This is a genomic window from Trinickia violacea (assembly GCF_005280735.1).
GTDB classification, from domain to species: Bacteria; Pseudomonadota; Gammaproteobacteria; order Burkholderiales; family Burkholderiaceae; genus Trinickia_A; species Trinickia_A violacea.
The window spans coordinates 486,720-507,863 of sequence record NZ_CP040077.1; the positions used below are offsets into that span (position 1 = coordinate 486,720).

The window sequence follows — 21,144 nt, forward strand, 5'->3', positions numbered from 1 at the left end:
GCGGGACGGCGTCGCGCGGTGCGCGGCGCCAGATCGCGACACCACGCGGCACCCTGATCCACTCGAAGCAATGAGCACCGCGGAACGAGGCGCCTACGAGCCGGACCGCTTCGCGCGATATGCCAAAATAGTCGATCCCCATCGACTGGAATCCGCCACCGTGACGCGCCGCCTGATCGTCGTTATCGCGCTTCTCGCGACGCTCGCGGCGGCCTGCGCGCTGACGTGGAGCATCACGTGGCAACGCGGCGCCGACGAGCTGCGGCGCAACGCGGCGGTCCGCGCGGACCGCACGACGAACGCGCTCAAGAGCACGCTCGAGCGCTACGAATCGCTGCCTTACCTGCTCTCCGAGCATCCCCTTGTGCAAGACGTGCTCGCCGATCCCACAGCGGACGGCGTCGCGCGCGCCAACCGCTACCTGGAAGACGTCAACCGCCACGCGCGCGCGACGCAAACCTACATCATCCGCGCCGACGGCTTGTGCGTCGCGGCGAGCAACTGGGACCGGCCGGACAGCTTCGTCGGCGTCCAATATCTCTTCAGACCGTACTTCGTCGATGCCGTGAAAGGCGGCGTCGGCCGCTTCTTCGGCATCGGCACGATCTCGCACGATCCCGGCTACTTCATCTCGCAGCCGGTCTATCGCGACGGCAAGATCGTCGGCGTCGTGGTCGTCAAGCTCAACCTCGAATGGTTTCCCGGCACCGATGCGTTCGAGCCGCTCGTCGTCACGGACGATCACGGCGTGATCTTCCTGTCGTCGGTGCCGGCGTGGAAATATCACACGGTGCGGCCGCTGTCCGGGTCGGTCACGACGTCGATCTTCGAGACGCGCCAATACGCTCAGCAGACCATCGCGCCATTGCCGATGACGATCGAGCGAACGCTCGAAGACGATGCGCGGATCGTGCGCATCGGCGGCGGGCGGCTCGCGCCGCGCTATCTCGAGACGCGCCGCTCGGTCGGCGTGCCGGACTGGCATCTGATCACGATGGCGTCCGTCGATGCGGTCGACGCCGACGCGCGCAACGCCACGGTCGTCACCGGTTTCGGCTTTGTGTCGCTCTGTCTGCTCGGTTTCTATTGGCGCATGCGCCGCGCGCGCGTGCGCGAGATGGTCAAGAGCCGCGCGTTGCTGCAGAAGGCGTATGCGGAGTTGAACGAGCGCGTCGCGGAGCGGACCGCGGACTTGTCCGAAGCGAATGAGCAATTGCAGAAGGAAGTCGGCGAGCGTACGCGCGCCGAGCAGGAGCTGCGCGCGGCGCACGACGAACTCGTGCAGGCCAGCAAGCTCGCCGCGCTCGGCCAGATGGCGGCGGGCATCACGCACGAATTGAATCAGCCGCTCGCTGCGCTGCGCGGCTTTTCGGATAACACGCGCGTGCTACTGGAGCGCGGCGATCAGGCGGCCGCGCGCGAGAACCTCGAGGCGATCGCCGCGCTCACCGAGCGCATGGGCAAGATCACGAATCAGCTCAAGTTGTTCGTCGGACGCGCCCGGCCGCGAAACGAGCGCGCGCCGGTTGCGCGAGCCCTGCGCAATTCGCTGACCCTGCTGCAAAAGCGCTTGCACGGTGTCGTGCTGGATGTCTCGCTGACGACGGCCGATCGCCCGGAGTTTGCAGACGTTCCCTCGACGCATCTCGCGTTCGACGTGAACGACGAGCACCCGACGCTCGTCGCGCGCTGCGACGACCTGCGTCTCGAACAAGTGCTCATCAATCTGATCGGCAACGCGCTCGACGCGGTCGCCGGGCTGGCCGAGCCGCGCATCGCCATCGAGATCGAGGCGGCTGTCACGTCGCTCTCGATCACCGTGCGCGACAACGGCCCCGGCATCGCCGCCGACGCGCTGCCGCGTCTTTTCGAGCCGTTCTTCACGACGAAGGAAATGGGGCAGGGGCTTGGCCTCGGCCTCGCGATCTCGTCGTCGATTGCGCGCGATTGCGGCGGCTCGCTCACGGCGAAGAACGCGGACGAAGGCGGCGCGGTCTTCGTCTTGACGCTGCGCCGCGCGCGCACGCATAGTCCCGACACGCTTCCTTCGTGAATGGAATGCGCCCTTTCAAGTGACAAGTGACAAGCGATGGCGAACGGCCTGCAAGTGATCTATATCGAGGACGACGAACTGGTGCGCCGCGCCAGCGTGCAGAGCCTGCAATTGGCCGGCTTTGACGTGGACGGTTATGCGTCGGCCGAAGCGGCGCTGCGCGCGAGCGGCGCTTCCACCGGCGAGGGCGGCGCCATCGGCAGCGACTTTCCCGGCGTGATCGTCAGCGACATCCGCTTGCCCGGGATGAGCGGTCTGGAGTTGCTTGCTCAATGCCGTGCGCGCGCGCCGGACGTGCCGGTGATCCTCGTCACCGGCCACGGCGACATCTCGATGGCTGTCCAAGCGATGCGCGACGGTGCGTATGACTTCATCGAGAAGCCGTTCGCGTCCGAGCGTTTGATCGAAACTGTGCGGCGTGCTTTGGAGCGCCGCATGCTCGTGCTCGAAAACCTCGCGCTGCGACGCGAGCTGGCCGGGCAGAACGCGGTTGCGCCGGGCATCATCGGCCGCAGTCCGGCGATCGAGCAGGTGAGAAAGCTGATCGCAAACGTCGCGCCCACTGATGCCTCGGTGCTGGTCAACGGCGACACCGGCGCCGGCAAGGAATTGATTGCGCGCAGTCTGCATGACATGTCGCCGCGGCGCGCGAAGCCTTTCGTCGCGCTCAATTGCGGCGCGCTGCCGGAGCCGATGTTCGAATCGGAGATGTTCGGCTACGAGCCAGGGGCCTTTACCGGTGCGGCAAAACGCCGCATCGGCAAGCTCGAGCACGCGTCGGGCGGCACGCTTTTCCTCGACGAGATCGAAAGCATGCCGCTCTCGCTGCAGGTGAAGCTGTTGCGCGTGCTGCAGGACGGCGTGCTGGAGCGGCTCGGCTCGAACCAGCCGATTCGCGTGAATTGCCGTGTGATCGCGGCGGCCAAGGGCGACATGGCCGAGCACGTGGCGGCGGGCACGTTCCGGCAGGACCTGCTTTATCGGTTGAACGTCGTGACGATCGCGCTGCCGCCGCTCGCCGAACGACGCGAAGACATCGTCCCGCTTTTCGAGCACTTCCTGCTCGATGCGGCCGTGCGGTATGGGCGTCCGGCGCCGATCCTGACGGACGGACAACGGGCTGCGCTCATGCGGCGCGACTGGCCCGGCAACGTCCGCGAGTTGCGAAATGCCGCGGATCGCTTCGTGCTCGGCATCGCCGACGGGCTCGGCGAGGCGGCGCACGGCGCTGCGGGCGAAGCGGCGACGGCATCGCTCAAGGAGCAAGTCGAACAATTCGAACGCGCCGCTATCGCGCAAGCGCTGGAGCAGGCGGGCGGGGCAGTGGCGCAGGCCGCCGACCGGCTGCAGGTCGGCAAAGCGACGCTCTACGAGAAGATCAAGCGGTACGGCCTCGCGGACCGAGGCGACGCCGGCAAAGAGGGCGACAAGGAAGCGGGCTGAAGATAGGGCGGCGGGCGCTTCAGGTCGTGCTCAACGCCTTCGAAAGCAGCTGATCGAGCTCCGCGAACTCCGGCTCGCCGACATAGCGCTTCAGGATCTTGCCGTCTTTGTCGACCAGGAACGTGGTCGGCGTGAGCTGCACGTTGCCGAATTGCTTGGCGGCGCTGCCGTCGTCCATCGCGACCTTGAACGGCAACTGGCGGGTTTGCGCATAGTTCACCACATACATCGGCGCGTCGTAGTTCATCGCCACCGCCACGAACTCGAGCCCCTGGCCCTTGTAGCGGTTGTACGTGTCGATCATCTGCGGCATTTCCTTCATGCAGGTCTCGCAGTTGGTCGCCCAGAAGTTGACCAGATAGACCTTGCCTTTGAGATCGGCCGTCGAAATCTTCTGCCCGGAGAGCAGCGTGAAAGTTGCGTCGGGCACTTTTTGCTGGCTGCCGAACGCAAAATAACCGGCGACGGCGATGGCGGCAGCCACGATTGCCATCGCGACATAGCGGATGGGATTCGGGCGGCGCGTCGTGGAAGCGGGAGTCTGACTCATGGATCGAACCTCGGAAGCGCTCAAGCGTGGAAAGCGCGGCAAAGAAGCGCAACTATTGTACAGTCGCGTCGCGGATTTCGCATGGGCGGCGGTACGGCCGGATTGCTGAGCTTCGGTATAACGGAGACAGATCCGGTCGCCCGCCACAGCCGCTTATTTTGCTTTTCCTCTTGTCGCCGGCGCCTTGGCTCAGTCCTCGTAGTGCTTGTGATGCTTGTACTTCTTCTTGTAGCCGTGGTCGTAGCCGTGGTCGTAGCCGTAGCCGTGGTCATCGGCATACGAATTGTTGCGCGAGATATTGCCGCCGAGGGCCGCACCCGCGCCGCCGCCGAGCGCCGCGCCGACCAGTCCGCCCGTGGTGCCGCCCATCGCATTGCCCGCCGCAGTGCCGGCCCCGCCGCCGAGCGCGCCGCCGACGATGGCGCCCGTGCGCTCGCGCCTGTTCGACGTCACCGCGCCACCGGCACCGCCGCCCACGGCGCCACCGATCACCGCGCCGGTGCTGCCGCCAATCGCGTTGCCGACCGCCGCGCCGGCAACGCCGCCAAGCGCGCCGCCGAGCGCGTTATTCATGTCGCCCGCCACAGCAGGCAGCGAAGCGGCAGCCGAGACTGCGACAAGCGAAATCCCCACAATTTTCTTCAGCATCTGGTTTACCCGTGGTTTTGAGATAGCGGGCGCCAGTGTAGCAGTCGGTCCGAAAGAGATCTGTAAAAATATGTGAGGATTACGCATGGGTTTGATACAGGTTGCGCAGAGGGCAAGTTGGCCAGCTTCGTTGTTATTTGAGGCTCGATAGAGCCGGTGCGCCTTGTGCGGAGCGGGTCGTATCGGCGGCGGTTTGCCCCATAAGATAAGATCGCGGCGACCCGCGTTTTGCCTCGTTCCCGTTTTCAGGTCATCCGTCTTATGTTTCGGTCCGCTTTTAATCTTCTTGCGCCGTTGCCTGCCGCCAAGCGCGTGATTTCCCGTGCTGCCTTCGGCTTCGGCTTCGGCTTCGGCATTCGTTCATCGAGCCACGGCTCCGCCCTCGCCAGCCCAGGCGCAGCCGTGCTGCGAGCGTTTGCCGGCGCCGCCATCTTGGGCTGTGCGCTCACCGCATGTTCGCCGGACTACGATTGGCGCACGATCATGAACAGTGCGGACGGCTACACGATCGACCTGCCGGCAAAACCGCTGAACGATGAGCGCGATGTCGATATCGGCGGCGCGCGTATGAAGATGAAGATGCAGTCGGCGCATGCCGAGGGTGTGGTTTTCGCGGTCGGCACGGTGATACTGCCGAGCGACGACCCGCAACTGCGGCAAGCGGTGCTCGACTACCTGCGTACAGGATTGGCGCGCAACCTGGGCGCGGCCCCCGAGGCGCGTACTACCCAAGTCCCGCTTGCTGCGGGCGGCATGGTGCCGGGCCTCGAGATGAGCGTGAGCGGCGACGCGGGCGAGAAGCGCGAGCACAGGACGATACAGGTGCGTCTCGTTGCCCGCGGCAAGCATGTGTACCAGGCGGCCATCATCGCCGACAAGGCACCGCCCCAGGAGCAAGTCGATCAGTTCTTCCAGTCGTTCAAGCTCTATTGATCGTCGGGACGCTGAGGGCGCGAAAAGCGCGCCTAAGATCGAGCCTTAAAGTGAAAGTTCCTTCATAGGATGTGTCGCTAATTGCCGGATTTTGCGGCGGTTTTTTTAGCTATCCACAGCTGTTGTGGATAACTTTGTTGAAAACTCTTTCGCACGAGCCCCAGAACCCCGTCCTGCGGGCCTTTCCTTAAATTGCCCCGAAAGGCGGCAACGGGGAAAATTCAAATAAATCAAAGGGCTGCGAATAATCCTTCGGGCGATCCCTTCAAACGAGCAATTGAAGCGGCGATGCCGGGAAATGTGCATAAGTCAAGTCTTGACAGCACCGGCCGGCCTACGACGGTGAGAAAACGCGACGATATTGCACCGCTTCGGCGACCTGCGCGGCGTTCGGGGTGTCGTTCCCGGCGAGATCGGCAACCGAGCGCACGACCTTCAACACGCGGTAGTAGGCGCGCGCCGACCAGCCGAACCGCTCGCCCGCCTCGCGCAGCAACGCCTCGCCCGTGGCATCGGGGCGGCAGACTTCGTCGACCTCGCGCCCGCTCAACTCGCGGTTCATCTTCCCCTGCCGCATGAGCTGGCGCTCGCGTGCCGTGACGACACGCGCGGCGATCGACGCGCTCGATTCCCCATCCGCCGACGAGCGCGCCGCCAATTCCGCCGGTGTCAGCGCGGGGATTTCGATTTGAATGTCGATCCGGTCCAAGAGCGGCCCCGAAAGCTTGCGCAGATAGCGCGTGGCGATCTCCGGCGTGCAGCGGCAGCGGCCGTTCGGATCGCCCCGCCAGCCGCATGGGCACGGATTCATCGCCGCGATCAATTGGCAGGCGGCCGGGAAGTCGGCTTGCAGCGCGGCCCGCGAGATCGTGATGCGGCCGGCCTCGAGCGGTTCGCGCAGCGTCTCGAGCACGTGGCGGTCGAACTCGGGCAGCTCGTCCAAGAAGAGCACGCCGAGGTGAGCCAGCGTGATCTCGCCGGGCTGCGGCGGGTTGCGTCCGCCGACCAGGGCCGCCGCGCTCGACGAATGATGGGGTGCGCGAAACGGCCGCTGCCGCCATTGGGCCGGCGAGAACCCGAGCATGCTGGCCGATAGCAGCGCGGCGGACGTGAGCGCTTCGTCGTCGCTCATGGGCGGCAGCAGGCCCGGCAGACGCGCCGCGAGCATCGACTTGCCCGCGCCGGGCGGCCCGACCATCAGCATGTGATGACCGCCGGCCGCGGCGACCTCCAGCGCGCGGCGCGCGCCGCTCTGGCCGATCACATCGGCCATGTCCGGTTGTGCAGCGGGCGTCGCACTGCCGATCGAAGGCGCCGCGACCGGCGAGAGCCGCCCGTCTTCAGCGCCGGCGAGGTGAGCGCAGAGCGAAGGCAAATCCGCTGCGCCGTAGACGTCGACGCCTGGCACGAGAGCGGCTTCGCTGGCGCTGTCGAGCGGCAGATAGAGCTCGGGGGTGCGGGAGTGGCCAGGATCGGGGAGGGCGGCCCTTAAGACGCTGTCGGCGTCGGCTGACGAGCGCTCATCGCGGCCATGCCCATGACCGCGCGCCGTGCCGCACGCCATGGCGAACGCGCCGCGCATCGGCCGCAATGCGCCGGTCAGCGATAGTTCGCCCGCGAATTCGCGGTGCGCGAGCGCTTCGGCCGGAATCTGACCGCTCGCGGCCAGGATGCCGAGTGCGATCGGCAAATCGAAGCGCCCCGATTCCTTCGGCAGATCAGCCGGCGCGAGATTGACGGTGATCCGCCGCACGGGAAACTCGAAGCCGCAGTTCTGCAGCGCGGCGCGCACGCGCTCGCGGCTTTCGCGAACTTCGAGATCGGGCAAGCCGACGATCGAAAACGACGGCAGCCCGTTGGCGAGATGGACTTCGACGGTCACTTCAGGCGCACGGCCAGCGGCCGGCGCGCGTGAGCGCACCACGGCAAGCGACATGTTTTCTCCCTGCTAAAGAGGCGCCGCTGCTGCCGCCGCCCCTTCGTTTCTAACGACTTCTCGGCTCGCTTGCCGGTGAGGCTCAATAGACGATCAGGACATCAGGAGTCTTGCGAGGTGGAAAGCTTTTGCTCGAGCTCGGCGACGCGCCGCTCGAGCTCCTCGAGCCGCGCGCGGGTCCGCACGAGCACCTGGGTCTGCGTATCGAACTCTTCGCGCGTGACCAGATCGAGCTTCGAAAAGCCTTGCGACAGCATGGCCTTCACGTTGCGCTCGACATCCTTGGCCGGCGAGTGCTTGAGCAGCTCGCTCATGCGGTTCTGAAAGTCGTTAAAGACATCGTTCGGTTGCTTCATAAGTTCCCCTTGGCTGCACGAAAAACGTGCATCTATCGTTTCGGCCGCGCATCGCATGCATGAATGAGCGAATTTGGTGCGCGCCCGGCTTTCTTTGCCACGCCCGTGAGCGCGTTTGGTGCGTGCTTCGGCGTGTAAGGCGTCTGAACACTCTAGCAACGATCCCGACACCACGCCAGCGAGTCGGCCCGGCGTTAGCCATCAGGCCGATGCAGCACGCCGCCACCTCGATTTGCATCTTTGTTCGCGCCAATCGCAACACATGGCACGCGAGTTGCTGTTGTTAGCCGGCACTCGCTGGCGCGCATTGTAGCGGCGCTTAGCGAATCGGCGTGGCTAACGGGTACGGAAGCGTACTGAACGGGAGCGGCCACGGCCGACGCACAAGGCATCCGCACGGGTTACGCAAATAAGGTTACGCAAACTAAAGCGAGGATTCTATGAAGCTCATTACCGCAATCATCAAGCCGTTCAAGCTCGATGAGGCGCGCGAAGCCTTGTCGGCCATCGGCGTCTCAGGGATCACGGTGACCGAAGTGAAGGGGTTCGGTCGCCAGAAGGGGCACACCGAGCTGTACCGCGGGGCCGAGTACGTGGTCGATTTTCTGCCGAAGGTGAAGATCGAGGCCGCCGTGACGGACGATCTCGTCGAACAGGCGATCGAAGCGATCGAGCGCGCTGCGCGCACCGGAAAGATCGGCGACGGGAAGATTTTCGTCACCCCGATCGAACAAGTGGTTCGGATCCGCACCGGCGAGACCGGCGCGGACGCCCTGTAAATAATTAGACAGCGACTAGAGGAAACGAAAGATGCGCAAATTATTGATGTCCTTGCTGATGGCCGGGTCGCTGCTGGGTGGCGGCATCGGGGCCGCTCTCGCGGACGACGCGTCCGCGCCTGCCGCCGCCTCGGCGGCCGCCGCTTCGGACACGACGGCAAGCGCCGCAGCCCCGGCTTCGGCGCCTGCGGCAGAAGCTTCGGCCGCTCCGGCTGCGAGCGCCGCTGCCGCGCCTGACGCGTCGGCGGCATCGGCCGCGGCCGCGCCCGCTGCGCCGACCGCGCCGTTCTCGGTCGACTCGTCGAAGATCAACTCGGGCGACACCGCCTGGATGCTGACCTCCACCGCGCTCGTGCTGTTCATGACGATCCCGGGCCTCGCGCTCTTCTACGGCGGCATGGTCCGCAAGAAGAACGTGCTCGCGACCGTCATGCAGAGCTTCGCGATCACCTGTGTCGTCACGGTGGTCTGGACGATCATCGGCTACAGCCTCGCGTTCACGCCGGGCAACTCGTTCATCGGCGGCTTCTCGCGCATCTTCCTCGCGGGGATGAACTACATCCACGGCGACAAGGCGACCACGCTGACGGTGAGCCACCTCGCGCCGACCATCCCCGAGACGGTCTACTTCGTCTACCAGATGACGTTCGCGATCATCACGCCGGCGCTGATCACCGGCGCGTTCGCCGATCGCATGAAGTTCTCGTCGATGCTGGTGTTCATGACGCTGTGGTCGATCATCGTCTACTCGCCGATCGCGCACATGGTGTGGGAACCGACGGGCTGGCTGGCCACGGCAGGCATCCTCGACTTCGCAGGCGGCACGGTCGTGCACATCAACGCCGGTATCGCGGGCCTCGTGTGCTGCCTGGTGCTCGGCAAGCGCGTCGGCTACGGCAAGGAAGCGATGGCGCCGCACAACCTGGTGCTGACGCTGATGGGCGCGGCCATGCTGTGGGTGGGCTGGTTCGGCTTCAACGCCGGTTCCGCCGTGGTGGCGGACGGCCGTGCGGGCTTCGCGATGCTGACGACGCAAGTCGCGACCGCGCTCGCCGCGCTCGCCTGGATGTTCGCGGAGTGGATCGCGAAGGGCAAGCCGTCGGCGCTGGGCATCGCTTCGGGCGCGGTGGCGGGTCTCGTGGCGATCACGCCGGCTTCGGGTTACGTCGGCGTGACGGGCGCGTTCGTGATCGGCATTGCGGCAGGCGTGATCTGCTTCTGGTCGGCCACGTGGCTCAAGGGCAAGCTCGGCTATGACGATTCGCTCGACGCGTTCGGCGTGCACGGCATCGGCGGTATCGTCGGCGCGATTCTGACCGGCGTGTTCGCGGTGAAGGACATCGGCGGCGCGGACGGCAGCGTGATCCTGCAGGCAAAGGGCGTGCTGACGACGCTGATCTACAGCGGCGTGGTGAGCTACATCCTGCTGAAGGCGATCGATATGGTGATGGGCCTGCGCGTGGCCGAAGAAGAAGAGCGCGAAGGCCTCGACGTGGTGCTGCATGGCGAGCACGTCGAATAACGATTGCATGATCGCTAGCGACGATTACGGGAGTTAAGCGCAGCGACTTTGGCCCGCCTTTATGGCGGGCTTTTTTGTCCCATGCAAAGCACTAGGCGGCCGACGTGGCCATTTAACCTTGTTGTCTATCAGGTCAATAGGAAAATCGCATATAGACACCGCTTGCGAATGGAGAAAGCGTCCCCAAATCGGCGGGGTATTTGCTCTACAATCTTTCTTCTCCATCTGCGAGTGATCAATGGTTCCGCACCTAGTTACGGCGTTAAACGGCCCTCTGCTTGATCTCGAGCGGAAGATCCTCGACGCCACGCCCGCCATCGAACGCTGGTTCCGCCTCGAATGGCAGGAGCATACGCCGCCGTTCTATTGTTCGGTGGATCTGCGCAATGCCGGCTTCAAGCTCGCGCCGGTCGATACGAACCTGTTCCCGGGCGGTTTCAACAATCTGCCGCACGAAGTGCTGCCGCTCGCCGTGCAGGCGGCGATGGCTTCGATCGAAAAGATCTGCCCCGACGCGAAGAATCTGCTGATCATTCCCGAGCGTCACACACGCAACGCGTTTTATCTGGAGAATGTCGCGCGCCTCGCGACCATCATGCGGCAAGCGGGGTTGAACGTGCGCTTCGGCACGCTCGACGAAAGCATTCAAGGCCCGGTGACGATCGCGCTCGCCGACGGCCAGAAAATCGTGCTCGAGCCGCTCGAGCGCACGCCGCGCCGTCTCGGCCTGAAGAATTTCGATCCGTGCTCGATTCTGCTGAACAACGATTTGTCGGCGGGCGTTCCGAGCGTGCTCGAGAATCTGCACGAGCAGTACTTGCTGCCGCCGCTGCACGCGGGCTGGGCAGTGCGCCGCAAGTCCACGCATTTCTCGTGCTACGAAGACGTCGCGAAGAAGTTCGCGAAGATGGTCGAGATCGATCCGTGGATGGTGAATCCGTATCACGCGCACGTCGAAGGCGTCGACTTTCCGGCGCGCACCGGTGAAGAGGCGCTGGCCGATGCGATCGACGGCGTGCTCAAGAAGATCGCCCGCAAGTACCGCGAATACGGCATCACGGAGCGGCCGTACGTCGTCATCAAGTCCGATGCCGGCACCGATGGGCGGGGTGTGATGACCGTGCACGACGCCGCCGAGGTCGCGAGCCTCACGAAGCGCGAGCGCGAGCGGATGTCGGTGACGAAGGATGGCCTCGAAGTGCACGACGTGATCGTGCAAGAGGGCGTCTATACGTTCGAGCGGGTCGGCGACGAAGTGGCCGAGCCGGTCGTGTACATGATCGACCGCTATGTGGTCGGCGGCTTCTATCGCGTGCACGGCAGCCGCGAGCGCGATCAGAATCTGAATGCGCCGGGCATGCATTTCGTGCCGCTCGGCTTCGAGCACACCGCTTTGCCGGACGCGCACGCGAAGCCGGGCGCGGCGCCGCCGAACCGCTTCTACATGTACGGCGTGGTGGCGCGTCTGGGCTTGCTCGCCGCTTCGGTGGAGCTCGAAAAGACCGATCCGGAAGCGATTCAGGTCTGACGCGGGTTCAGCCGAGTGCCGCCGGTTCGCCGGCGGCGCGCCCCGCGCTCGCATTGCTGCGCCTCCGCATCCATCACGAACAAGACAAAGCCCGCACAGGGCATCAGGGACTCCATGGACATTCTCTTTATCGCCGACCCGCTCGATCGCTTCAAGATCTACAAGGATTCGACCTACGCGATGATGGCCGAGGCCGCGCGCCGAGGTCACGTGATCTACGCGTGCGAGCCGCGGCATCTCGCGTGGACCGGCAGCAACGTCGAAGCGAACGTGCAGCGCGTGACGCTCGTCGGCGATGAAGCGGACCGCCATCGGCATCCGTGGTACGAAGCGTCCGCGCACGAAACGCGCGCGCTCCGTTCGTTTGGCGCGGTGGTGATGCGCAAGGACCCGCCGTTCGACATGGAATACGTGACGTCGACGTGGCTGCTCGAGCTGGCGGAGCGAGCGGGCGCGCGCGTCTTCAACAAGCCGCAGGCGATTCGCGACCACTCGGAGAAGCTCGCGATCGGCGAATTCGCGCAATTCGTCGCGCCGACGCTCGTCACGCGCGATGCCGCGCGTCTGCGCGCGTTTCACGCCGAGCACGGCGACGTGATCCTGAAGCCGCTCGACGGCATGGGCGGCATGGGTGTGTTCCGCGTGAAGGCCGACGGCATGAACCTCGGCTCGATCGTCGAAATGCTGAGCCACGACGGCGCGCGTTCGGTGATGGCGCAGAAGTTCATCCCCGAAATCTCGGCGGGCGACAAGCGGATTCTGCTGATCGGCGGCGAAGCGGTGCCGTATTCGCTCGCGCGCATTCCGCAGGGCAACGAGGTGCGCGGCAACCTCGCGGCGGGCGGCGTCGGGGTTGCGCAGCCGCTGACCGCGCGCGACCGCGAGATCGCTGAAACGCTGGCCCCGGTGCTCGCGGCGCGCGGCCTGTTGCTCGTCGGGCTCGATGCGATCGGCGACTGGCTGACCGAGGTGAATGTCACGAGCCCGACTTGCTTTCGGGAAATCATGGACCAGACCGGCTTCGACGTCGCCGCGATGTTCGTCGACGCGCTGGAGCGCGCCGCAGGCTAAGGCGCTCCTGGCCAGGCGCGCTCTGCCGGCCGCGCGCCGCCGCCCGTTGCCGGGTGTGGCGCAGCGTCACGAACCCGGCATAGCGCGAAAAAGCGCGAAAATGGCCTGATACAATGCCCGCTCTTTCAGGCAGGACGACCGATCCCGGCAAGGGCGGCGCGTCAGGCGAGCGGACTTCGAGCCGGGCACCGCATGGCCGGAACCGATCCGGCGCGCGGCGGCCCGACGACCGGCGCCACCGCCCCGATGGCGGCCGGCCGTCTGCTCCGACCAGCATGAAGGGGCATGTGCCGGGCGCGGGCCGCGACCATTCCGGTTCCGCGCTTCGGGCCGCTTTTCGTTGCAAGGCTGACATGGCAGGCATTTTGATCATTGCGCACGCTCCGTTCGCTTCCGCGCTACGCGAGTGCATCGCTCACATTTACGGCGGGCTGCCCGCGCGCATCGGCGCGATCGATGTGATGCCCGACTGCGATCCCGCTCAGGTCATCGATTTCGCGCAGTCCGAACTCGACCGCTTGCGGGAAGACAACGGCGCCCTCGTCCTGACGGACATGGTCGGCGCGACGCCCGCGAACATCGCGAGCCGCCTCGCGACGCTGCCGTCGGTGCGCGTCTTGGCCGGGGTGAACCTGCCGATGGTCGTGCGGGCCGTCTGCTACCGCACGACACCGCTCGACACGCTAGTCGACAAGGCGCTGGCAGGCGCGGCCAAGGGCGTGCAGGCGATCGGACCGTCGGCGGCGGAGCAAGCCGTCGAGGACAGCCATTGCCTGCCGGCACGAACCGGCGTGGATTGCCCGAGCGCAACGGCAGGCGGCGCGGTCAGTTGCGCGGCGGCGCCCAACCCCAACCCGGCCGGCTCCTGACCGAACGGCCATTCCTCAGACATCATTCGCGCATCGGAACATCATGCTGCAACAAGAAACAACTATCGTGAACAAACTCGGCCTGCACGCGCGCGCGTCGGCCAAACTGACTCAGCTTGCCGGCAACTATCAGTCGGAAATCTGGATGAGCCGCAACGGCCGGCGCATCAACGCGAAGAGCATCATGGGCGTGATGATGCTGGCGGCCGGCATCGGCAGCACGGTGACGATCGAAACGGAAGGGCCGGACGAGGTGGACGCAATGCAGGCACTCCTGAAATTGATCGCCGATAAGTTCGGCGAGGGCCAATGAGCGAAGGTGCAGACTGAGATCTCTGTCTCCACATGAACGCCGCGGCCATCCGCGGCGTTTTTTTTGATCAAAGAGAATCGGATTGGGCAGTGCGCCGGCCGGGCATCCGGCGCACCCGCGTAAGCCGCTGTAACCGCCGACGATGCTGCGCCGCATGCAGTCAGGCATCAGGTGCGGAATTTATAATCGGTGTTTAGGGTCACAGACCCATTGCGGCGGCTTTGCATGAGACCGGAGTAAGCGCTCTGCATGGGGCCGGAGTAAGTGCTGAAGCACTAACTCCGGCCGACAGCTAAAGCGCCAACTCCGGATCGACAGCTTTTCGCGGCATCACACACAACTAGAGGAGGTGCGCGTGTCTTTCACGCTGCATGGAATTCCCGTGTCACGCGGCATCGCCATTGGGCGAGCCTATCTGATAGCGCCGGCCGCGCTTGACGTCGACCATTACCTGATCGAGCCTCCGCAGATCGAAGGAGAGCTCGAGCGCTTTCGCGCGGCTTTGAAAGTCGTGCACAACGAACTCGAACTGCTGCGCGAGGATCTCGCCGCAGACGCGCCGAGCGAAGTCGGCGCCTTCATCAACGTCCATACGATGATCCTGAACGACGCGATGCTCGTGCAGGAGACGATGGATCTCGTGCGCGCGCGCCGTTACAACGTCGAGTGGGCGCTGACCGAACAGCTCGAGCGCCTGTCGCGCCATTTCGACGACATCGAAGACGAGTACCTGCGCGAGCGCAAGGCCGATATCCACCAGGTGGTCGAGCGCGTGCTGAAGGCGCTGGCGGGCGCGCCGTCGGCGGCGGCGCTGCTCAGCCACGGCATGCATCCGCATGCAAGCGATGAAATGATCGTGGTCGCGCACGACATCTCGCCCGCCGACATGATGCAGTTCAAAACGCAAACGTTTCAGGGTTTCGTGACCGATCTGGGCGGGCGCACGTCGCATACGGCGATCGTCGCGCGCAGCCTCGGCATTCCGGCCGCGGTGGGCGTGCAGCAGGCCAGCTCGCTGATCCGGCAGGATGACCTGATCATCGTCGACGGCGACCACGGCATCGTGATCGTCGATCCGGCGCCGATCGTGCTCGAGGAGTACTCGTATCGGCAAAGCGAGAAGGCGCTCGAGCAGCGCAAGCTGCAGCGCCTGAAGTTCTCGCCGACGCAAACGCTGTGCGGCACGAAGATCGAGCTGTGCGCGAACATCGAGTTGCCCGAGGATGCACAGGCCGCGGTGGACGCGGGGGCGGTCGGCGTGGGCCTGTTCCGCACCGAGTTTCTGTTCATGAATCACCGCGACCGGCTGCCGGAGGAAGAGGAGCAGTTCGCCGCGTACAAGCGCGCGGTCGAGCTGATGAACGGCCTGCCGGTGACGATCCGGACGATCGACGTCGGCGCCGACAAGCCGCTCGATTCGATCGGCAGCGAAGGCTACGAGACGGCGCCCAATCCGGCGCTGGGCTTGCGGGCGATCCGCTGGAGCCTGTCCGAGCCGCACATGTTCCTCACGCAGTTGCGCGCCATTCTGCGGGCCTCCGCGTTCGGGCAGGTGAAGATTCTGATCCCGATGCTCGCGCACGCGCAGGAAATCGATCAGACGCTCGATTTGATCCGCGAGGCGAAGCGCCAGCTCGACGACGCCGGCCTGCCGTACGATCCGAGCGTGCGGATCGGCGCGATGATCGAGATCCCCGCCGCCGCGATCGCGCTGCCGCTGTTCCTCAAGCGGCTCGATTTCCTGTCGATCGGCACGAACGACTTGATCCAGTACACGCTCGCGATCGATCGTGCGGACAACTCGGTCGCGCATCTCTACGATCCGCTGCATCCGGCGGTCCTGCACCTGATCGCGTTCACGCTGCGCGAAGCGAAACGCGCGGGCGTGCCGGTGTCGATCTGCGGGGAAATGGCGGGCGATCCGCAACTGACGCGTCTGTTGCTCGGCATGGGCCTCACCGAGTTCTCGATGCACCCGAGCCAGTTGCTCGTCGTGAAGCAGGAGATCCTGCGCTCGCACTTGAAGACGCTGGAGAAGCCGGTCGCGGACGTGCTGGCGTCGTTTGAGCCGGAAGAAGTGCAGGCGGCGCTCAAGCGCGTCACCGAGTGTTGAGTTTGACCGACGGGCCGGTACACGGCCTGCCATGATAAAGGGCGGCGGTTCTACGAACCGGCCGCCCTTCGCATATTCAGAAGGCTTAAGCGCCTCAATGTGCGTGCGCTTCTCCGCAAACCGAGCAATCGGGCTGACGCGCGATCTTCATCGTGTTCCATTCCATCCGCAGCGAATCGAGCATCATCAGCCGGCCGCTCAGCGTCGTGCCGACGTTCGCGATCACGCGCAGCGCCTCGGCCGCCTGCATCGCGCCGATGATGCCGACCGTCGGCGCGAACACGCCCATCGTCGAGCACGCGACTTCCTCGAAGGGCTGATCCTCGGGAAACACGCACGCGTAGCACGGCGAAGCATCGTTGCGGAAATCGAAGGTGCTGATCTGGCCGTCGAAACGCAGTGCCGCGCCCGACACGAGCGGCACGCGATGCGCGACGCACGCGCGATTGATGGCGTGGCGAGTCGCGAAGTTGTCGGTGCAGTCGAGCACGACCGTCGCGCTTGGCACGGCTTCGTTGAGCCACGCATCGTCGACGCGTTCCGCGATCGCATGCACGACGACCTCGGGATTCAATTGCGCGATCGCATCGCGCCCCGACTCGACCTTCTTGCGCCCGACCGAGGCCGTCACGTGCAGGATCTGCCGCTGCAGGTTCGTGAGATCGACGGTATCGGCATCGACGAGCGTCAGCGTGCCGACGCCCGCCGCCGCCAGGTACATCGCCGCCGGCGAACCCAGGCCGCCCGCGCCGACGACGATCGCGTGCGCGTCGAGAAACAGCTGCTGCGCCTCGATGCCGAGTTCGTCGACGAGGATATGGCGGGAGTAGCGAAGGAGTTGGTCGTCGTTCATGGGGCGGCGCGTCGTGGGGCGGGCGGCACGCTCGCGGCGTTCGTGCGGCGTGCTGCGCGATCAGTCGTTCTCGTTATTCTAATCGCGCAAAAGACAATGCCTTCGCAGCGTTGAGGCTGCGAAGGCATCTGAGCTCGAGCGAGAAGGCTTACTTGCTCTGCGAGGCGGCCGGTTGCGGGGCCGAGGCCGGCGCCGGGTCCGAGCCCGGCGTGACCGGCAGCGCGGGCTTCACGGCGACCGGTGCCGAAGCCGAGCGTTCCGGCTTGTTCTCGGCCAGCGTGCGCTCGGCGATCGACTTCGATACCACGACAGTCTTGCCTGCGAGCTTGTTCAGCGCTTGCTGGAGCATGAAGTCGTCAGACGTGCCGAACTCGACCGGCTTGCGATCGCGATCCTTCTGGCGCTGCTCCGGCGTCTTCTTGTCGTTCTGCTCCTCGAGCTGCTGCAACTGCAGCATGCGCTGCTGTTCGCGCTCTTCCTCTTCCTTCTTCTCGTTCGGGTCCTGCGTGTTCGCGAGGTGGTTCGAGTAGTCGACTTCGCGCGTCACGAGTGCGTCGTCCGGATCGCCGTCGGCGTATTGATCGACCGCGATGTCAGGGCGGATGCCCTTGTTCTGGATCGAACGGCCGGTCGGCGTGTAGTAGTACGCGGTCGTCAGGCGCAGCGCCGTATCGGCCGTCAGCGGACGCACGGTCTGCACCGAACCCTTGCCGAACGTCGTCTTGCCCATGATCAGCGCGCGGTGCTGATCCTGCAGTGCGCCCGCGACGATTTCCGACGCCGACGCCGAGTACGCGTTCGTCAGCACAACCATCGGCACGGTCTTGAAGACGGCCGGCAGGCCCTTCAGCGGATCGGAATCGAACGACGGCAGACGGTAGTTATCGTACGTATCGCGGTAGATCTCCTTCGAATCGGGGATCTGGCCGTTGGTCGAAACGACGACTGAATCCGGCGGCAGGAACGCGCCCGCGACGCCGACCGCGCTTTGCAGCAGGCCGCCGCCGTTGTTGCGCAGATCGATGACGATGCCCTTCAGGTTCGGCTGCTGGCGCGCGGCGTCTTCGAGCTTGGCCGCGAGATCCGGCACCGTGCGCTCCTGGAAGCTCGTAATGCGGATGTAGGCGTAGCCCGGCGCGAGGATCTTCATCTTCACGCTCTGCACCTTGATGATGGCGCGCGTCACCGTGACCGGGAACGTGCGGTCGTCGCTCTTGCGGAAGAGCGTGAGCGTGACCTTGGTGCCCGGGTCGCCGCGCATCTGCTTGACCGCCTGGTCGAGCGTCATGCCGCGCACAGGCTTGTCGTTGATGCGGGTTATCAGGTCGCCCGGACGGATGCCGGCGCGGAAGGCCGGCGTGTCTTCGATCGGCGAGATGACTTTGATCAGGCCGTCTTCCTGCGAAATCTCGATTCCGAGGCCCGCGAAGCGGCCCTTGGTCTGCTCCTGAAGCTCTTCGTAATCGGTCTTGTCGAGATACGACGAGTGCGGGTCGAGGCTCGACACCATCCCCTTGATCGCGGCGGTCAGGAGCTTCTTGTCGTCGACCGGTTCGACGTAGTCATGCTTGATCTGACCGAACACTTCGGCGAAGAGGCGTAGTTGATCCAGCGGCAGCGGCGCCGAGGCGGCCTGCTGGGCGGATGCGGACAGTTGCAGCGTCGCAAAGACGCCGGTAGCCAGGCCAGCGGCGATCAGGCCGATGTTCTTGAGTTTCGTTCGCATAGAGTCTGTTGCGGTCGGGAGCGTGTAGGTGCGCCGGTAGCGGGGACGAGCAAGTATAACTGCAAGCCTTGCGAGCGGTAGATTTGAGAGGGTATTCGCCGTTCGACAGCGAACGTAAGGCAGGGTTCGCTGCTTCCCGTCACGCGCAGGAATCGGGCCCGAAGTGCGGAGAATATTGCGTGGCGCGGTGTGCCGGCTCAGGATGCCGGCACACGCGGCGCCGTTTTGGGATATCTCCCCGCAGGGGGATTGTCAGCCTGTCAGCCGGCCTTGCCTTGTTTCGCGACGGCGGCCTGCGCCTTGGCGATCGCTTCGGGGTCCCCCAGATATTCGTGGCGGATCGGCTTCAGGTTGTCGTCGAGTTCGTAGACGAGCGGTACGCCGTTCGGGATGTTCAGGCCGACGATGTCGTCGTCCGAAATGCCGTCGAGGTACTTGATCAGGGCGCGCAGCGAGTTGCCGTGCGCCGAGATCACCACTTTCTTGCCCGCCTTGATGGCCGGCGCGATCGACTCGTTCCAGATCGGCAGCACGCGTGCGACCGTGTCTTTCAGGCATTCGGTGAGCGGCAGCTCGGCGCGCGGGACCTTCGCGTAGCGCGGATCGTTGTACGGCGCGCGCTCGTCGCTCGGATCGAGCGCGGGCGGCGGCGTGTCGTAGCTGCGGCGCCAGATCAGCACTTGCTCTTCGCCGTATTTGGCGGCGGTTTCTGCCTTGTTCAGACCGGCGAGCGCGCCGTAGCTGCGCTCGTTCAGGCGCCACGAATGGACGACCGGGATATACATCAGGTCCATCTGATCCTGCACGTGCCACAGCGTGCGCACCGCGCGCTTGAGCACCGACGTGTAGGCGATATCGAACGTATAGCCCGCTTCTTTCAGCAGACGGCCAGCCTGTTGGGCTTCGCGGTTGCCTTGTTCCGTGAGGTCGACGTCGACCCAGCCGGTGAAGCGGTTTTCCTTGTTCCACGTCGATTCGCCGTGGCGGATGAGGACGAGCTTGTGCATGAGAGAGGTATGGTCGGTAGTGAGGAAGCCGCTTGCGTGCGTCAGGGCGAAGCGGTCGTCTAGGACGGCGCTCGCCATCGCGTCAGACGGATATTTTATAATGGCGGGATTGTCATTTTCGATTTCTCTCATTTTTTGGCGGATTCTTTCGTGACGTTCTTCACCGATTACACGAACCTTGTACTCATCGCAGCCGTCCTCATCTCCGGAGGGTTACTGCTGTGGCCGACGATCAGCCAGCGCGGCCGAGGCGGGCTCTCCGCTGCCGAAGCGACGCAGCTGATCAACCGGCGTAACGCCGTGGTCATCGATTTGCGGTCCGCCGCCGACTACGCGGGCGGACATCTGCCGCAGGCGCGCCAAGTCGAGTTCGCGGAGCTGCAAGCGAAAATCGGCCAAATCGCCAAGAATAAGGGCACGCCGGTGTTGCTCGTCTGCCAGACCGGTCAGCAGTCGCACAAGGCGGTGCGGATTGCCGAAGAGGCGGGCTACACCGAGGTCCATGTGCTGCAAGGCGGGGTCAACGCTTGGCAGCAGGCCGGCATGCCGGTCGTCAAACAAGGAGTGGCTAAGTGAACAACGTCGTCATGTACAGCACGCAGGTGTGTCCGTATTGCCAGATGGCCGAGCGTCTTTTAAAGTCGCGCGGCGTTCAGACCATCGAGAAGGTGCTGATCGACAAGGACCCGGCGCGGCGCGAGGAAATGATGACGCGCACCGGCCGCCGTACCGTGCCGCAGGTGTTCATCGGCGACACGCATGTCGGCGGCTACGACGACTTGTCCGCGCTCGATCGTGCGGGCGGGTTGATGCCGCTGCTGGAACCGGCTTGAAGCAGGATCGGCGATTGCAGCAGGCTTAAGGTGCGGGCTGCCGCGGTCGCCTCAGTCCGATGCATGAAATACACATTGGTGGCGGGATCGAATCCCGCTACCTCGAATTTATCTAGGGAGTCACCATGTCGGACCAGAACAACCAGCCGTTCTTCAACATTCAGCGCATTTACCTGAAGGATTTGTCGCTCGAGCAACCGAATTCGCCGGCGATCTTTCTCGAGCAGGAGATGCCGTCGGTTGAAGTCGAAGTCGACGTGAAGGCCGAGCGTCTTGCTGAAAACGTCTTCGAAATCCTGGTTACCGGCACGGTCACGGCCAAGGTCAACGACAAGATCGCGTTCCTGATCGAAGCCAAGCAAGCAGGCATCTTCGACATCCGCAACATTCCGGCAGAGCAGATCGATCCGCTCGTCGGCATCGCGTGCCCGACGATCCTGTTCCCGTACCTGCGCTCGAACATCGCCGACGCCATCACCCGCGCGGGCTTCCCGCCGATCCACCTGGCGGAAATCAACTTCCAGGCGCTCTATGAGCAGCGTCTCGCGCAGCTCAACGCGGCCCAGACGGGCAACGCGCAGAACGGCGCAACGCAACACTGACGCTAGAGC

20 protein-coding genes are annotated in these 21,144 nt (G+C 64.8%); 13 read left to right on the forward strand and 7 right to left on the reverse strand.

Annotated features, from left to right (window positions below):
• The first annotated feature begins 70 nt into the window (after positions 1 to 70).
• Together FAZ95_RS02075 and FAZ95_RS02080 are read left to right on the forward strand one after the other, a co-directional pair.
• The gene (locus FAZ95_RS02075) at positions 71 to 2,053 is read left to right on the forward strand and encodes a sensor histidine kinase (protein WP_137330922.1); all 1,983 of its coding nucleotides are present in this window, start codon (positions 71 to 73) and stop codon (positions 2,051 to 2,053) included.
• Between the two features lie 36 nt (positions 2,054 to 2,089).
• On the forward strand, positions 2,090 to 3,496 hold the full coding sequence (locus FAZ95_RS02080) for a sigma-54-dependent transcriptional regulator (protein ID WP_137330923.1): 1,407 nt from the start codon (positions 2,090 to 2,092) through the stop codon (positions 3,494 to 3,496).
• Between the two features lie 19 nt (positions 3,497 to 3,515).
• Here FAZ95_RS02080 and FAZ95_RS02085 read toward each other — a convergent pair whose 3' ends face one another.
• A complete protein-coding gene (locus FAZ95_RS02085; RefSeq protein WP_137330924.1) occupies positions 3,516 to 4,046 on the reverse strand; it encodes a TlpA disulfide reductase family protein in 531 nt (176 codons plus the stop codon).
• Between the two features lie 189 nt (positions 4,047 to 4,235).
• A complete protein-coding gene (locus FAZ95_RS02090; RefSeq protein ID WP_137330925.1) occupies positions 4,236 to 4,694 on the reverse strand; it encodes a hypothetical protein in 459 nt (152 codons plus the stop codon).
• Between the two features lie 402 nt (positions 4,695 to 5,096).
• Between FAZ95_RS02090 and FAZ95_RS02095 the strand changes: the two genes are divergently transcribed.
• Entirely contained in the window at positions 5,097 to 5,627 is a 531-nt protein-coding gene (locus FAZ95_RS02095) for a hypothetical protein (protein WP_137334388.1), read from the forward strand.
• Between the two features lie 334 nt (positions 5,628 to 5,961).
• On the opposite strand, the gene FAZ95_RS02100 is transcribed toward FAZ95_RS02095, so the two are convergent.
• Both FAZ95_RS02100 and FAZ95_RS02105 read right to left on the reverse strand, forming a co-directional pair.
• Positions 5,962 to 7,563, reverse strand: a complete 1,602-nt coding sequence (locus tag FAZ95_RS02100; RefSeq protein ID WP_137330926.1) for a YifB family Mg chelatase-like AAA ATPase — start codon at positions 7,561 to 7,563, stop codon at positions 5,962 to 5,964.
• A 101-nt stretch (positions 7,564 to 7,664) separates the two neighbouring features.
• A complete protein-coding gene (locus FAZ95_RS02105) occupies positions 7,665 to 7,919 on the reverse strand; it encodes an accessory factor UbiK family protein (protein WP_137330927.1) in 255 nt (84 codons plus the stop codon).
• 440 nt (positions 7,920 to 8,359) lie between these two features.
• Here FAZ95_RS02105 and FAZ95_RS02110 point away from each other — a divergent pair, with 440 nt between their 5' ends.
• The 7 genes from FAZ95_RS02110 to ptsP all read left to right on the forward strand — a co-directional run bounded on the left by FAZ95_RS02110 (position 8,360) and on the right by ptsP (position 16,114).
• Entirely contained in the window at positions 8,360 to 8,698 is a 339-nt protein-coding gene (locus FAZ95_RS02110) for a P-II family nitrogen regulator (protein WP_137330928.1), read from the forward strand.
• A 31-nt stretch (positions 8,699 to 8,729) separates the two neighbouring features.
• Complete coding sequence (locus FAZ95_RS02115; RefSeq protein WP_137330929.1) at positions 8,730 to 10,220, forward strand: ammonium transporter; 1,491 nt, start codon at positions 8,730 to 8,732, stop codon at positions 10,218 to 10,220.
• A 238-nt stretch (positions 10,221 to 10,458) separates the two neighbouring features.
• Positions 10,459 to 11,748 (forward strand): glutamate--cysteine ligase, encoded by a 1,290-nt coding sequence (gshA, locus tag FAZ95_RS02120; protein WP_137330930.1) that lies wholly within the window; start codon positions 10,459 to 10,461, stop codon positions 11,746 to 11,748.
• Positions 11,749 to 11,862: 114 nt separating this feature from the next.
• The gene (gene gshB / locus FAZ95_RS02125; protein ID WP_137330931.1) at positions 11,863 to 12,819 is read left to right on the forward strand and encodes a glutathione synthase; all 957 of its coding nucleotides are present in this window, start codon (positions 11,863 to 11,865) and stop codon (positions 12,817 to 12,819) included.
• Positions 12,820 to 13,172: 353 nt separating this feature from the next.
• Positions 13,173 to 13,688: a PTS sugar transporter subunit IIA gene (locus FAZ95_RS02130; protein WP_137330932.1), complete on the forward strand. Its 516-nt coding sequence runs from the start codon at positions 13,173 to 13,175 to the stop codon at positions 13,686 to 13,688.
• Positions 13,689 to 13,731: 43 nt separating this feature from the next.
• A complete protein-coding gene (locus FAZ95_RS02135; protein ID WP_137330933.1) occupies positions 13,732 to 14,001 on the forward strand; it encodes an HPr family phosphocarrier protein in 270 nt (89 codons plus the stop codon).
• Positions 14,002 to 14,356: 355 nt separating this feature from the next.
• The gene (ptsP, locus tag FAZ95_RS02140) at positions 14,357 to 16,114 is read left to right on the forward strand and encodes a phosphoenolpyruvate--protein phosphotransferase (RefSeq protein WP_137330934.1); all 1,758 of its coding nucleotides are present in this window, start codon (positions 14,357 to 14,359) and stop codon (positions 16,112 to 16,114) included.
• A gap of 94 nt (positions 16,115 to 16,208) precedes the next feature.
• On the opposite strand, the gene FAZ95_RS02145 is transcribed toward ptsP, so the two are convergent.
• The 3 genes from FAZ95_RS02145 to gpmA all read right to left on the reverse strand — a co-directional run bounded on the left by FAZ95_RS02145 (position 16,209) and on the right by gpmA (position 19,700).
• On the reverse strand, positions 16,209 to 16,967 hold the full coding sequence (locus FAZ95_RS02145) for a HesA/MoeB/ThiF family protein (protein WP_137330935.1): 759 nt from the start codon (positions 16,965 to 16,967) through the stop codon (positions 16,209 to 16,211).
• A gap of 148 nt (positions 16,968 to 17,115) precedes the next feature.
• On the reverse strand, positions 17,116 to 18,693 hold the full coding sequence (locus tag FAZ95_RS02150) for a S41 family peptidase (RefSeq protein ID WP_137330936.1): 1,578 nt from the start codon (positions 18,691 to 18,693) through the stop codon (positions 17,116 to 17,118).
• A gap of 260 nt (positions 18,694 to 18,953) precedes the next feature.
• The gene (gpmA, locus tag FAZ95_RS02155; protein WP_137330937.1) at positions 18,954 to 19,700 is read right to left on the reverse strand and encodes a 2,3-diphosphoglycerate-dependent phosphoglycerate mutase; all 747 of its coding nucleotides are present in this window, start codon (positions 19,698 to 19,700) and stop codon (positions 18,954 to 18,956) included.
• 150 nt (positions 19,701 to 19,850) lie between these two features.
• Here gpmA and FAZ95_RS02160 point away from each other — a divergent pair, with 150 nt between their 5' ends.
• The 3 genes from FAZ95_RS02160 to secB all read left to right on the forward strand — a co-directional run bounded on the left by FAZ95_RS02160 (position 19,851) and on the right by secB (position 21,135).
• Positions 19,851 to 20,276, forward strand: coding sequence for a rhodanese-like domain-containing protein (locus FAZ95_RS02160; RefSeq protein WP_137330938.1), 426 nt, complete (start codon positions 19,851 to 19,853; stop codon positions 20,274 to 20,276).
• A complete protein-coding gene (grxC, locus tag FAZ95_RS02165; protein ID WP_137330939.1) occupies positions 20,273 to 20,533 on the forward strand; it encodes a glutaredoxin 3 in 261 nt (86 codons plus the stop codon). The genes FAZ95_RS02160 and grxC overlap by 4 nt, the downstream gene beginning before the upstream one ends.
• A gap of 125 nt (positions 20,534 to 20,658) precedes the next feature.
• Entirely contained in the window at positions 20,659 to 21,135 is a 477-nt protein-coding gene (secB, locus tag FAZ95_RS02170) for a protein-export chaperone SecB (protein WP_137330940.1), read from the forward strand.
• Positions 21,136 to 21,144: the final 9 nt, after the last annotated feature.